Origin of the sequence: Streptomyces coeruleoprunus (assembly GCF_039542925.1) — a bacterium.
Classification (GTDB): domain Bacteria; phylum Actinomycetota; class Actinomycetes; order Streptomycetales; family Streptomycetaceae; genus Streptomyces; species Streptomyces coeruleoprunus.
Map to the genome: position 1 here is coordinate 2369743 of NZ_BAABIT010000001.1, position 13689 is coordinate 2383431.

At 70.0% G+C, this 13689-nt stretch carries 12 protein-coding genes; 6 read left to right on the forward strand and 6 right to left on the reverse strand.

The window, feature by feature from the left end:
• The first annotated feature begins 19 nt into the window (after nt 1–19).
• Nucleotides 20–988: a diacylglycerol/lipid kinase family protein gene (locus ABEB09_RS10025; RefSeq protein WP_345689244.1), complete on the forward strand. Its 969-nt coding sequence runs from the start codon at nt 20–22 to the stop codon at nt 986–988.
• Nucleotides 989–1307: 319 nt separating this feature from the next.
• Complete coding sequence (locus ABEB09_RS10030) at nt 1308–1565, forward strand: WhiB family transcriptional regulator (RefSeq protein WP_004937597.1); 258 nt, start codon at nt 1308–1310, stop codon at nt 1563–1565.
• 151 nt (nt 1566–1716) lie between these two features.
• On the opposite strand, the gene ABEB09_RS10035 is transcribed toward ABEB09_RS10030, so the two are convergent.
• Together ABEB09_RS10035 and ABEB09_RS10040 are read right to left on the reverse strand one after the other, a co-directional pair.
• Nucleotides 1717–3186 carry a sensor histidine kinase gene (locus ABEB09_RS10035; protein WP_345693894.1) on the reverse strand — a complete coding sequence of 490 codons (1470 nt, stop codon included), beginning with the start codon at nt 3184–3186 and terminating at the stop codon, nt 1717–1719.
• Nucleotides 3187–3572: 386 nt separating this feature from the next.
• Nucleotides 3573–4619 carry an SIS domain-containing protein gene (locus ABEB09_RS10040; protein WP_345689247.1) on the reverse strand — a complete coding sequence of 349 codons (1047 nt, stop codon included), beginning with the start codon at nt 4617–4619 and terminating at the stop codon, nt 3573–3575.
• A gap of 135 nt (nt 4620–4754) precedes the next feature.
• Between ABEB09_RS10040 and nagB the strand changes: the two genes are divergently transcribed.
• Nucleotides 4755–5540, forward strand: a complete 786-nt coding sequence (nagB, locus tag ABEB09_RS10045) for a glucosamine-6-phosphate deaminase (protein ID WP_345689249.1) — start codon at nt 4755–4757, stop codon at nt 5538–5540.
• 59 nt (nt 5541–5599) lie between these two features.
• Here the strand turns inward: nagB and ABEB09_RS10050 are convergent, their stop codons facing one another.
• From ABEB09_RS10050 to ABEB09_RS10065, 4 genes are all read right to left on the reverse strand, one after another.
• Entirely contained in the window at nt 5600–7123 is a 1524-nt protein-coding gene (locus tag ABEB09_RS10050) for a glycoside hydrolase family 3 protein (protein ID WP_345689251.1), read from the reverse strand.
• 8 nt (nt 7124–7131) lie between these two features.
• On the reverse strand, nt 7132–7965 hold the full coding sequence (locus ABEB09_RS10055; protein WP_345693895.1) for a carbohydrate ABC transporter permease: 834 nt from the start codon (nt 7963–7965) through the stop codon (nt 7132–7134).
• Between the two features lie 47 nt (nt 7966–8012).
• Entirely contained in the window at nt 8013–9038 is a 1026-nt protein-coding gene (locus ABEB09_RS10060) for a carbohydrate ABC transporter permease (RefSeq protein ID WP_345689253.1), read from the reverse strand.
• A gap of 107 nt (nt 9039–9145) precedes the next feature.
• On the reverse strand, nt 9146–10432 hold the full coding sequence (locus ABEB09_RS10065) for an extracellular solute-binding protein (protein WP_345689255.1): 1287 nt from the start codon (nt 10430–10432) through the stop codon (nt 9146–9148).
• A gap of 294 nt (nt 10433–10726) precedes the next feature.
• Between ABEB09_RS10065 and ABEB09_RS10070 the strand changes: the two genes are divergently transcribed.
• The 3 genes from ABEB09_RS10070 (at nt 10727) to mctP (ending at nt 13596) form a co-directional block, all read left to right on the forward strand.
• Nucleotides 10727–11491 (forward strand): GntR family transcriptional regulator, encoded by a 765-nt coding sequence (locus tag ABEB09_RS10070; RefSeq protein WP_345693896.1) that lies wholly within the window; start codon nt 10727–10729, stop codon nt 11489–11491.
• A 228-nt stretch (nt 11492–11719) separates the two neighbouring features.
• Nucleotides 11720–11977 carry a DUF3311 domain-containing protein gene (locus ABEB09_RS10075; protein WP_345689257.1) on the forward strand — a complete coding sequence of 86 codons (258 nt, stop codon included), beginning with the start codon at nt 11720–11722 and terminating at the stop codon, nt 11975–11977.
• Nucleotides 11974–13596 carry a monocarboxylate uptake permease MctP gene (mctP, locus tag ABEB09_RS10080; RefSeq protein WP_345689259.1) on the forward strand — a complete coding sequence of 541 codons (1623 nt, stop codon included), beginning with the start codon at nt 11974–11976 and terminating at the stop codon, nt 13594–13596. Before ABEB09_RS10075 ends, mctP begins: the two co-directional genes overlap by 4 nt.
• Nucleotides 13597–13689 lie beyond the last annotated feature (93 nt).

Consider the following 13689-nt stretch of genomic DNA (forward strand, 5'->3'; position numbering starts at 1 on the left):
GGTAGGTACCCTGGCGGGCATGCGCGCACTTCTCGTGGTCAACCCGGCAGCCACCACCACGAGTGCCCGCACCCGCGACGTACTGATCCACGCGCTGGCCAGCGAGATGAAGCTGGAGGCCGTGACGACGGAGTACCGGGGCCACGCCCGGGACCTGGCCCGCAGGGCCGCCGAGTCGCGCGACGTCGAGCTGGTCGTCGCTCTCGGTGGCGACGGCACGGTGAACGAGGTCGTCAACGGGCTGCTCCACCACGGCCCGGACCCGGACCGCCTGCCGCGTCTCGCGGTGGTGCCCGGCGGTTCCACCAATGTGTTCGCCCGCGCGCTCGGCCTGCCGAACGACGCCGTCGAGGCGACCGGCGCGATCCTGGACGGCCTGCGCGAGCACCGGGTGCGCACGATCGGCCTGGGCCTCGCGGCGGGAACGCCCGGTACGGAGGACGAGTCGATCGCGGGCCGCTGGTTCACGTTCTGCGCGGGCTTCGGCTTCGACGCCGGGGTGATCGGGCGGGTCGAGCAGCAGCGGGAGCGCGGCAAGCGGTCGACGCACGCGCTGTACCTGCGCCAGGTGGTCCGCCAGCTCCTGGAGGAGCCGCACCGCCGGCACGGCACGATCACGCTGGAGCGGCCGGGCCACGACCCGGTCGAGGACCTGGTGCTGTCGATAGTCTGCAACACCGCCCCGTGGACGTACCTGGGCAATCGCCCGGTGTACGCGTCGCCGGAGGCGTCGTTCGACACCGCGCTCGACGTGCTGGCGCTCAGCCGCCTGTCGACGTCCGCGGTCGCGCGCTACGCGACGCAGCTGCTGACGTCGACCCCGGAGCGCGGACCGCACGGCAAGCACGCGGTCTCACTGCACGACCAGACGGACTTCGCCTTGCATTCCAAGGTCCCGCTGCCCTTCCAGATGGACGGCGACCACCTGGGGCTCCGTACCAGCGTGACGTTCACAGGCGTTCGCCGTGCACTGGGTGTGATTGTGTGAGTAGAAGGGCCGTAAACCCTTTATCTCGAACGTATGGGCTGGGGTCCACCCCATAGAAGTACGGCTGTGACCTACCCGACACCGAAGAATCAAAAAAAACTTTCCGGAAGGGGTTGTATCCGTCGCCGAGGTTTGCGAGTCTCTACGTGGCGATCGGGACGGCCCGCAAGACCGGCCTCCAGTGAGAGCCAGAACCCCTCCTCAAACCAGGACCACACCAGTGCCAACTGGGACGTCGGCCCTTCCCTTGCGGGGGGATTCGTGAAAGCGTTCACATTCACAAGCAACTTGCATGCAACACCAAGGAGAGGTAGCAGCCATGGACTGGCGTCACAACGCCGTTTGTCGTGAGGAAGACCCCGAGCTGTTCTTCCCCATCGGCAACACCGGTCCTGCGCTGCTGCAGATCGAGGAAGCCAAGGCTGTCTGCCGACGCTGCCCCGTCATGGAGCAGTGCCTGCAGTGGGCGCTCGAGTCCGGCCAGGACTCCGGCGTCTGGGGTGGCCTCAGCGAGGACGAGCGTCGTGCGATGAAGCGCCGCGCCGCTCGCAACCGGGCGCGCAACGCCACCGCCTGAGCAACGCCGCAACGCCACCGCGCCTCCCGAGTAGCAGCGCGCAGCAGTAACCCCTAAAGCGTTCGAGCCCCGGACCGTGACGAAACGGTCCGGGGCTCGCTGCTGTCCGGGACTCGCTGCTGTCCGGGTCGTCCCGAACGGCCCGGGGTGCTCACTTCTGGGGGCGTACGGGGATGTCGAGCACCACGCGCGTGCCGCGCTCCGGGGCCGGCCGCATGTCGAACGTGCCGCCCAACTCCCCCTCCACCAGCGTCCGTACGATCTGAAGCCCCAGGTTCCCGGCGCGCTGGGCGTCGAACCCCTCGGGCAGACCGCGGCCGTCGTCCTGCACGGTGATGAGCAGCCGGGCGTCGGCCGCGCGCGAGTCGCCGCGCACCGCCGTGACGTCGACCGTGCCGTGCTCGCCCGGGGCGAAGGCGTGCTCCAGGGCGTTCTGCAGGATCTCGGTGAGGACCATGGACAGGGGCGTGGCGACCTCGGCCTCCAGGACACCGAAGCGGCCGTTGCGGCGGCAGGTGACCTTGCCCGGGGAGATCTCGGCGACCATCGAGATCACGCGGTCGGCGATGTCGTCGAACTCCACCCGCTCGTCCAGGTTCTGGGACAGCGTCTCGTGGACGATCGCGATGGAGCCGACGCGGCGGACCGCCTCGTTCAGGGCCTCGCGGCCGCGGTCGGAGTCCATGCGCCGGGCCTGGAGGCGCAGCAGCGCGGCGACCGTCTGGAGGTTGTTCTTCACCCGGTGGTGGATCTCCCGGATGGTGGCGTCCTTGGTGATCAACTCGCGTTCGCGGCGGCGTAGTTCGGTGACGTCGCGCAGCAGGACCAGCGAGCCGATGCGGGTGCCCTTGGGCTTGAGCGGGATGACGCGCAGCTGGATGACGCCGCCGTTGCCCTCGACCTCCGTCTCGCGCGGGGCGTAGCCGCTGGCCAGTTTGACCAGGGCCTCGTCGACGGGTCCGCGGGAGGGGGCCAGGTCCGCGGTGATCTGGCCGAGGTGCTGGCCGACGAGGTCGGCGGCGAGCCCGAGGCGGTGGTACGCGGACAGCGCGTTGGGCGAGGCGTACTGGACGATGCCGTCCGCGTCGAGCCGGATCAGGCCGTCGCCGGCGCGCGGCGACGAGTCCATCTCGACCTGTTCCTCGGGGAAGGGGAAGGCGCCGGCGGCGATCATCTGGGCCAGGTCCGAGGCGGACTGGAGGTAGGTGAGTTCCAGCCGGGAGGGGGTGCGGACGGTGAGCAGGTTGGTGTTGCGGGCGATCACGCCCAGGACCCGGCCCTCACGGCGTACGGGGATCGACTCGACGCGGACGGGGACCTCCTCGCGCCACTCCGGGTCGCCCTCGCGCACGATCCGGCCCTCGTCCAGCGCCGCGTCCAGCAGCGGCCGGCGGCCGCGCGGGACGAGGTGGCCGACCATGTCGTCCTGGTAGGAGGTGGGCCCGGTGTTGGGGCGCATCTGGGCGACGGACACGTACCGCGTGCCGTCGAGGGTGGGGACCCACAGGACGAGGTCGGCGAAGGACAGGTCGGAGAGCAGCTGCCACTCCGAGACCAGCAGGTGGAGCCATTCGAGGTCGGACTCGCTCAGAGCGGTGTGCTGGCGTACGAGGTCGTTCATGGAGGGCACATCTGGAGCGTACCGGTGGCGTGAACCTGGTGCTTTCCCGGTCCGTGGTGGAGGATGGACCAGGAAAACGTGCGGACGCATGGATGGACAGACAAGATTGGTCTAGTCCACAATGCAGAAGTACCCTGAAATCGAAGACTTCCGCCCTCCCCGCACAGGAGGGTGGACCGAGGGACCGGGCTCTCTGCCCTGACTGCACCGGTGCCTCACCCATGGCCGTGGGACCGCACATCCGACGGCCGTTGCAACTCCGGGCTGCGGTGCCGTACGGGTTGAGGGTCCCGTACCGGCGCCGCGGCCCGCGGGTGTTTCCGGGCCCTTACGGCCCCCGGCCTTCAACCGCGTGGGCACCCCGGCCGACATCGCGGGCCGGGGGCCTAGTGGGTCTCCGTCACCTTGGCCAGGGCCCTCGGGGCGTCGGGGTCCTGACCGCGGGCGATGGTGACCTCGTACGCGAGGAGCTGCAGCGGCAGGATCTCCAGGATCGGCTGGAGCTCCTCCGGCACGCCCCCGACCGGCAGGACGAAGCCGGTGGACGCCGCCTCCACCTGCGGGCCCGGGCCCACCACGAACAGGTCGGCGCCCCGGCCGCGGAGGCGGTCGAGGACCGGCTGGAGCGCGGCGCCGCCGCGGCCCTCGGTGACCACGGCGATGACCGGCGAGACGTTGTCGACCATGGCCAGCGGGCCGTGGAGCAGGTCGGCGCCGGAGTAGGAGAGCGCCGGGATGTAGCTGGTCTCCATCAGCTTCAGGGCGGCCTCCTTCGCCGTGGGGTAGCCGTAGCCCCGGGAGGTGATCACCATCCGTTCGGCGAAGCGGTAGCGCGCGGCGAGGGTGCGGATCTCGTCCTGCCGGGCCAGGATCTGCGCGGCCAGGTCCGGCAGCGGCTTCGCCGCCGCGCCGTCGCCGCCGCGCAGGCCCTCGACGAAGAGGTACAGGGCGAGCAGCGAGGCGGTGTAGGTCTTGGTGGCCGGCAGCGCCTTCTCGGGGCCGGCCAGGATGTCGATGTGGTACTCGGACACCGCGGCGAGCGGTGAGTCCGGGTTGTTGGTCACGGCCAGGGTGATCGCCCCGGCCTCCCGCGCCGCCCGGGTGGAGGCGACCAGGTCCGGTGAGCCGCCGGACTGGCTGACCGTGACCACCAGGACGTCGGCGAGCTGCGGCCGCGCCCCGTACGCCGTGGTCGTCGACATGGACGTGAGCCCGCACGGCAGGCCCAGCTTGATCTCCAGCAGGTACTTGGCGTACAGGGCGGCGTTGTCGGACGTCCCCCGGGCGGTCAGCAGCACGAAGCGCGGCCGGCGCGCCGCGACGGCCTCAGCGACCGCACGGATCGCCGGAGCGCCCTCGTCCAGGATCCGGCGCAGCACCGCGGGCTGTTCCGCCATCTCCCCCGCCATGATCCGGCCCGGCTCGTCAGTCATGAGTCCCAGTCGACCAGGGATCAGGGCGGGTCGCCAGCCGTGGGCACGAGGGGGTCGACTCCTGCTAGATTGGTCCATACAATTGGTCTATACCACTAGTGAGTCCACCCTCTTCCCAGATCGGCAGGCCCCAGCGTGGAAGTTGTCATCGTCCAGGACGCCCAGGCAGGCGGCGAACTCATCGCGGAGGCCATCGCGGACCTCCTGCGCCGCAAGCCCGACGCTCTGCTCGGCGTGGCCACCGGCTCGACGCCGCTGCCCATCTACGACGCGCTGACCGCCAAGGTCCGCTCGGGCGCCGTCGACGTCTCGCGCGCCCGGGTCGCCCAGCTCGACGAGTACGTGGGGCTGCCCGCCGGGCACCCCGAGTCGTACCGGTCCACCGTGCTCCGCCAGGTCGTGGAGCCTCTGGGGCTGGGCCCGGACGCCTTCATGGGGCCCGACGGCTCGGCCGCGGACGTCCAGGAGGCCTGCGAGGCGTACGACAGGGCGCTCGCCGCGGCAGGCGGCGTGGACCTGCAGATCCTCGGCATCGGCACGGACGGGCACATCGGCTTCAACGAGCCGTGCTCCTCGCTCGCCTCCCGCACCCGGATCAAGACGCTCACCGAGCAGACGCGGGTCGACAACGCGCGCTTCTTCGACCACGACATCGACCAGGTGCCCCACCACGTCATCACGCAGGGCATCGGCACGATCCTGGAGGCCCGCCACCTGGTGCTGCTCGCGACCGGCGAGGGCAAGGCCGAGGCGGTCGCCCAGACGGTCGAGGGCCCCGTCTCCGCGCTCGTGCCCGCCTCCGCGCTCCAGCTGCACCCGCACGCCACGGTCGTCGTCGACGAGGCGGCCGCGTCCAAGCTGAAGCTCGCCGACTACTTCCGCCACACCTACGCGCACAAGCCCTCCTGGCAGGGCCTGTAGGGCACCACAGGCGAAGGGGCCGGGCACCCGCTGGTGCCCGGCCCCTTCGTCGTGCGCGCTCACACGCCGGCGATGACCTCCGCCGCCGCCTGCCCGCACACCCGCGCCGCGCCGTGCGTCGCGATGTGCAGCGCCCCGCGCGGCGGAGCCTGGTTCAGACCCATCTCCACCACGACCGTGTCGGGGCGTACGGCGAGCAGCCCGTCCAGCGCCTCCCTCATCCAGGCGTGACGGTGCGCGTCGCGCACGACGGCCACGATCCGGCGCTCCCCCGCCGCCCGCAGCACGTCCTCCACTGCCACCTCCGGCCCGTACGTCCCCGTCCGGGTGCCGAGCAGGAGGCGGGCCAGCTCGGCGGCGATGCCCCACGGGGTCTCGTCGCCCACGGCGATGTTCGCGACGGGCGCGAAGGACGCCACGTAGGGCGCGCCCGCCGGCGGGGTGTACGGCTTCTCCCCGGCCGTCACGCGCAGGGCGCGGCGTGCGGCCACCAGGCCGATGCCGGTGCCGGGCGCGGTCCCCTCCTGCTCAGCCGCGCCCGGCTCCGATCCAGCCCCCCTCGCCCGGTGCGCCTGGGTCCAGGACGCGAGGGCGCGTACCCGCGCCGCCGCGTCGGCCAGCCGCTCCTCGGGCAGTCCGCCGGTCCGTACCGCCGCCACCAGCGCGTCGCGCAGGCGCAGTACGGTCTCCTCGTCCGCCAGGCCGCCGCCGACGCAGATGGCGTCGGCGCCCGCCGCGATGGCGAGGACGGAGCCGCGCTCGATCCCGTACGTCGAGGAGATGGCCTGCATCTCCATGCCGTCGGTGACGATCAGGCCTTCGTAGCCCAGCTCTCGGCGCAGCAGACCGGTGAGGATCCGCGGGCTCAGAGTGGCCGGGCGATCGGGATCGAGCGCGGGCAGCAGGATATGCGCGCTCATCACCGATTTGGAACCCGCGGCGATGGCCGCGCGGAAAGGCACCAGCTCACGGGCGTGCAGTGTGTCCGGATCCACATCGATACGGGGCATCGCGTGGTGCGAATCCACATTCGTGTCGCCGTGTCCGGGGAAGTGCTTGGTGCAGGCGGCGACCCCGGCGGCCTGGAGGCCCTCGACGTAGGCCGCGGTGTGGCGGGCGGTCAGGTGCGGGTCGGCACCGAACGACCGTACACCGATGACCGGATTGTCCGGGTTCGAGTTGACATCGGCGGAGGGCGCCCAGTTGAGGTCGACGCCACAGGCGGCGAGCCGGCGGCCCATCTCCAGGGCCACGGCCCGGGTCAGCTCGGGGTCGTCGACCCGGCCGAGGGCGAGGTTGCCGGGGAAGGACGAGCCGGTGCGCACCTCCAGGCGGGTGACGTCGCCGCCCTCCTCGTCGATGGCGACGAGGACGTCCTCGCGCTCCGCCCGCAGCCGCGCCGTGAGCGCGGCCAGTTGCCCGGGCGAGGCGATGTTGCGGCCGAACAGGCCCACCGAGGAGAGTCCTTCGCCGATGCGGCGCAGCAGCCAGTCGGGGGCGGTGGTGCCGACGAACCCGGGCTGGAGGACGGTGAGCGCGTCCCGGGTGAGGGTGTCGGACGTACCGCGTACGAGGGTGGTCATGGGGCGCGTCATCCCTTCACGGCGCCGGCGGTCATCCCGCCGACGGCCCGTCGCTGGAGGAACAGGAAGACGATCAGGACCGGGAGCGCGAACAGCGTGGAGGCGGCCATCGTGGCGCCCCAGTCGTTGCCGAAGGCCGTCTGGAACTGGGTGAGCCACAGGGGCAGCGTCTGCGCGGTCTTCTCCTTGTTGAGGATCAGGACCATCGCGAACTCGTTCCAGGCGGTGATGAACCCGAACAGCGAGGTGGACATCAGTCCCGGCGCGAGCAGCGGGAAGATCACCTTGCGGAAGGCCTGGCCGCGCGTGCAGCCGTCGATCTGGGCGGCCTCCTCCAGTTCGACCGGCACGGCGGCGATGAAGCCGCGCAGGGTCCAGATCGTGAAGGGCAGCACCATCACGAAGTAGACGGCCGTGAGCAGCGGGACGCTGTTCAGCATGTCGGCGTCCCGGGCGATCATGTACATCACGATGACCATGACTTCCCAGGGGGCCATCTGCGCCATCATCACCGCGAGGACCAGGCCCTTGCGGCCGCGGAACTTCAGCCGGGCGATGGCGAAGCTCGCCGCCAGGGCGACCACCAGGGCGAGCAGGACGGCACCGACGGTGATGGTGAGGCTGTTGCCGACGTACGTCCAGAACAGGTCGACGCCGGTGGCGGTCGGGTAGTTCTCGAACGTCGGCGTGAACAGGAACACCGGGTCCTTGGACAGGATCTCGGCCTGCGGCTTCAGCGACGAGCTGAACATCCAGTACACGGGGAAGACGAAGACCACGGCGAGGACGAGGGCGGCCGCGTTGCGCAGCACCGCGCCGGGCCGGACCGGCCTCCGCCGCAGGACCTGGGGCGCCGCGTCGCGGGAGTGGGTGGTGGCGGTGGTGGTGCTCACTGCTCCTCCTCCTGCTTCAGGATCAGTCGGAAGTAGAAGGACATGGCGGCGATCAGCATCACGATCGTGAGGACCGAGATGGCCGCGGCGAGGCCGTAGTGGGCCTGGCCCTGGCCCTCGATGTAGGCGAAGACGGGAAGGGTCTCGGAGCCCCGGTCGGGACCGCCCAGGTTCATGGCGTACACCTGGGCGAACGCCTTGAACACCCAGATGATCTCCAGGAAGGTGGTGATCAGGAAGAACGGCTTGAGGTTCGGGAAGACCACGGACCAGAAGGTGCGCCAGCCGTTCGCGCCGTCCATCCTGGCGGCCTCGTACAGCTCCGTGCCGATCGTGGTGAGACCGGCGTACATGTTGAGCGCGACGAACGGGATCGAGCCCCAGACCACCAGGAGCGTGACGATGACCAGGGTGGAGAAGCCGGTCTCGAACCAGTTGTGCTGCTCGTAGCCCGCGAAGCCGAGGGTCCTCATCAGCCAGTTGGCGACGCCGAACTGCTCGTCGAAGAGCCAGCGGAAGACCGTCACGGAGGCGACGATCGGCATCGCCCAGGCGAGCATCAGGGCCAGCGAGAGCACCAGCCGCATGCGCTTGCCGAGCCGGTTGAGCAGCAGGCCGATCAGGGTGCCGAGGCCCATGATCAGTACGACGTTGGCGGCCGTGAAGCCGACGCTGCGCAGGACGACGGTCCAGAACTGGGAGTCGCCGAGCAGCTGGGTGTAGTTGTCGAAGCCGATCCACTCGGCCTGACGGGTGATCAGCTCCTTGCGGTTGACCTGCTGGAAGGAGAGGACCACGTTGCGGACCAGCGGATAGAGCAGCAGCACCGCCATGGCGAGCACGGCCGGCGCGACGAGCAGGTACGGCAGCAGTCCGCCGGGCAGGGAGCGTTTGCCGCGAGGAGGCCGACGGGCGCCCTTCGGGCCCGTGGGAGGTGGTGGCGTCCGGTCCTGGCTCTGCGCCGCCCTCCCGGGCGGGTCCTGAGGAGCGGAGGTCACCGCTCCCTGGGAGTCCACGGTCATGGTCTTCTTCCTCGCGGTTCTGGGGCTCCCGTGCCCGACGGGTACTGCCGTGGCCCGGTGGTGCGGCGGCTCGCGGCCGGCCGCACCACCGGGTGCCGGTGCGGTGACTACTGCTGGTTGACGCGCTCGGTGATCACCTTGTCGGCGGCCTCACCGGCCGCCTTGGGGTCCTCGCCCTTGAGCACCTTGGTCATGTAGTCCTTGATCGGGTTGGGCGCGGTCTCGACGTTGGCCCAGCCCGGAGTGACCGGGGTGATACGGCCGACGGGCGCGGCCTGGGCCATCGCCTCGGCGAAGGAGCCCGCCTCCGGCTTGAACTGGGCGGCGTCGTTGTTCGGCAGCAGCGCGCCGCCGGTCGCCTGGGCGTACTTGGCCATCTGCGCCTTGCCGGCGGCGAGGGCCAGCCACTCCTTGGCCAGCTCCTTGTTCGGGGAGCGCTCGGCGACGGCGAGGTTGGAGCCGCCGAAGAAGACGGAGCCGGGCTTGTCCGCGGTCTTGCCCGGGATCGGGAAGTAGCCGAAGTCGGCCGTCTTGCCGGCCTTCTTCATGGCGTCGATCGCGCCGCCGGCCTCCCAGCCGAGGCCGATCCAGGACGCCACGCCGCCCTTGGGCACGATGTCGGTGGACTGCTGCGGGGTGGCCTCGTCCTTGTCCTTGGGAGCGGTCGAGTACGACTGCAGCTCCTTGTAGAAGTTCATCGCGGCGACGGCCTGGGGGGACGCGAGGTTGCCCTTCCACTTGTCGCCGTCCTTGACGGCGAGGTCGCCGCCCTCGTCCCAGACGAAGCCGGCGTAGACGTACCAGCTCTGGCCCGGCAGGTAGATGGGCTGGACCTTGGAGTCGGACGCCTTGATCTTCTTCAGTCCGGCGATCCACTCGGCGCGGGTCTTCGGCGGGGTGACGCCGGCCTTCTTGAAGACGGCCTTGTCGTAGACGACGACACGGTTGGCGGCGTACCACGGGGCGGAGTAGAGCTTGCCGTCCAGCTCGTTGGAGGCGAGCATCCCCTTGTTCCAGCCGTCGGCGCCCAGCTTGGCCTTGTCACCGGTGAGGTCGGCGAGGCCGCCGGTCGCCGCGTAGCCCGCGGTCTGGGTGTTGCCCAGTTCGAGGACGTCCGGCGGGGTGTCCTCGGAGAGGGCCGTGGTGACCTTCTCCTGGATGCCGTTCCACTGCTGGACCTCGACCTTGACCTTGACGCCCTTGTGCTGGGCCTCGAACTCCTTGTTGACTTCCTTGATCCAGGCGTCGGGAGCCGAGCCGTCCATCACCCAGACGGTGAGAGTCTTGTTGCCGTCGGCGTCGGTGGAGCCCCCCTTGCCGCTGTCCGAACCACACGCGGCGAGGCCGACCATCATGCCCGCGACGCCGATCGCCGCGATGAGCTTGCGCTTCACGCCACCCTCCTCAGGGATGCCTGCAACCCCCTGCCCACCGCGATGACCTACGACGACATACGACGAGTACTGCTCGTGGGACCGGGCCTGATCTTTAATGGTTTAGACCAGTACCCGGGAGCTTGGCCTAGACCTTTAGGGGTGTCAAGGGTGTATAAGAAGGGCTGTCGTGTCCGTTATCGGACCGACACCTGAGGAGGGGCGACGACCCGTGACCGGTCCGTGCCACCATGTGAGCCGCGACAGACGGAGGAGCCGGTGACGGCAGCAGCACAGGAGTCGGGAAGGCAGGCCATGGCCACGGACAGTGGCGGTACGGAGACCGAGAACGGGACGGCTACCCGGACGGCTCGCGTGCCGAAGTACTACCGGCTCAAGCGGCATCTGCTGGAGATGACGGAGACGATGCCGCCCGGCACGCCCGTGCCTCCGGAGCGGACCCTCGCCGCGGAGTTCGACACCTCCCGCACCACCGTGCGGCAGGCCCTCCAGGAACTGGTCGTCGAGGGCCGGCTGGAACGCATCCAGGGCAAGGGCACCTTCGTCGCCAAGCCGAAGGTCTCCCAGGCGCTCCAGCTCACCTCATACACCGAGGACATGCGCGCCCAGGGCCTGGAGCCGACCTCCCAGCTGCTCGACATCGGCTACGTCACCGCCGACGACACGCTGGCCGGGCTCCTCGACATCCAGCCGGGCGGCCGGGTGCTCCGCATCGAGCGGCTGCGCCTGGCGAGCGGCGAGCCGATGGCCATCGAGACGACGCACCTGTCGGCCAAGCGCTTCCCCGCGCTGCGCCGCTCGCTCGTCAAGTACACGTCCCTGTACACCGCGTTGGCCGAGGTGTACGACGTCCACCTGGCCGAGGCCGAGGAGACTATCGAGACGTCCCTGGCCACGCCGCGCGAGGCCGGCCTGCTCGGCACGGACGTGGGCCTGCCGATGCTGATGCTCTCCCGCCACTCGATCGACGAGAACGGCGCCCCGGTGGAGTGGGTCCGCTCGGTCTACCGCGGCGACCGGTACAAGTTCGTGGCACGGTTGAAGCGGCCGAACGACTGACGACCGCGGCCGACGGCGGCCCGGCTGGGGGTCCGGGGGTCATCCCCCGGAAAAACACAGCGTGGCGCGGCTGAAGCGGCCGAACGACTGACGTACGGACACGGTTGTGTCCCGCCCGTTATGCGGACAGGGCTTTCGCCCTGTCCACGGGTCCCTTAGATTTCCTGCCCATTACGCGTGTGATCAGCGTGACCAGAGGGTTCAGAGGGATCAGCGAGGGGACGCCGTATGTCGCAGGAGCAACAACCGAAACAGCTGCCGGTCGTCACACCGGTCAGGGTGGTGATCGCGCTCTGCCTGATCGCCCCGTTCGTCGCCATGCTCTGGGTCGGGTCGTACGCGAAGACCGACCCGGCGTTCATCGGCATCCCGTTCTTCTACTGGTACCAGATGTTCTGGGTGCTGCTCTCCACCGCCCTGACGGTGGTCGCCTACCAGCTCTGGCACCGTGACCAGCGGGCCCGCAAGGGGGGTGCGTCGCAGTGAAGGACGGTGTGAACGGCGTCGCGCTCGCCGTCTTCGTCTTCTTCTTCCTGGCCGTCACGGTCATGGGCTTCATGGCCGCGCGCTGGCGCCGGGCCGAGAACGAGAACAGCCTGGACGAATGGGGCCTGGGCGGCCGCTCGTTCGGCACGTGGGTCACCTGGTTCCTGCTGGGCGGCGACCTGTACACGGCCTACACGTTCGTCGCCGTACCGGCGGCGATCTACGCGGCCGGCGCGGCCGGCTTCTTCGCCGTGCCGTACACGATCCTCGTCTACCCGCTGATCTTCACCTTCCTGCCGCGCCTGTGGTCGGTGTCGCACAAGCACGGGTACGTCACCACCTCGGACTTCGTCCGCGGCCGGTTCGGGTCCAAGGGCCTGTCCCTGGCGGTCGCCCTCACCGGCATCCTCGCCACCATGCCGTACATCGCGCTCCAGCTGGTCGGCATCCAGGCCGTCCTGGACGTGATGGGCGTGGGCGGCGGCGAGAACACGAACTGGTTCATCAAGGACCTGCCGCTGCTCATCGCCTTCGGTGTCCTCGCGGCGTACACGTACTCGTCCGGGCTGCGCGCACCCGCGCTGATCGCCTTCGTCAAGGACACCCTGATCTACATCGTCATCGCGGTGGCGATCATCTACATCCCCATCAAGCTGGGCGGCTTCGACGCCATCTTCGGCGCCGCCGAGGACGCGTTCGCGCAGGAGAACCCGGCCACCGGCAAGCCGCGCGGCGCGCTCGTGCCGGGCGAGGCGAGCCAGTGGACGTACGCCACGCTGGCGCTCGGCTCGGCGCTGGCGCTGTTCATGTACCCGCACTCCATCACGGCGACGCTGTCCTCGCGCAGCCGTGACGTCATCCGCCGCAACACCACGATCCTGCCGCTCTACTCGCTGATGCTGGGCCTGCTGGCCTTCCTCGGCTTCATGGCGATCGCCGCGGGCGTGAAGGTGCAGAACGGCCAGCTGGCCATCCCGCAGCTGTTCGAGAACATGTTCCCGGACTGGTTCGCGGGCGTCGCCTTCGCCGCGATCGGCATCGGCGCGCTGGTGCCGGCGGCCATCATGTCGATCGCCGCGGCGAACCTCTTCACTCGCAACATCTACAAGGACTTCCTGAAGCCGGACGCGACGCCGGAGCAGGAGACCAAGGTGTCCAAGCTGGTGTCGCTGCTGGTGAAGGTGGGTGCGCTGGCCTTCGTCCTCACCATGGACAAGACGGTCGCCATCAACTTCCAGCTGCTGGGCGGCATCTGGATCCTGCAGACCTTCCCGGCCCTGGTGGGCGGCCTGTTCACCCGGTGGTTCCACCGCTGGGCGCTGCTGGCCGGCTGGGCGGTCGGCATGGTGTACGGCACGCTGGCCGCGTACGGCGTGGCCAGCCCGACGCAGAAGCACTTCGGCGGCTCGTCCGCCGAGATCCCGGGCATCGGCGAGATCGGCTACATCGGCCTCACCGCGTTCGTGCTCAACGTTCTCGTCACGGTCGTCCTGACGTTCGTCCTGCGGGCCGTGAAGGCGCCGGAGGGCGTCGACGAGACGTCCCCGTCGGACTACACGGCGGACGCGGGCGACCCGGGCGTCCAGCGGGAACTGCCCAAGGTGGCCGCCGGCCACTGAGCCGACCCGCCGGCAAGGAACTGACACACTGACACAACATGTGGGGGGTGCCGTATCAGGCGCCCCCCACATGTATGCTCGTCCTCGCTGTCG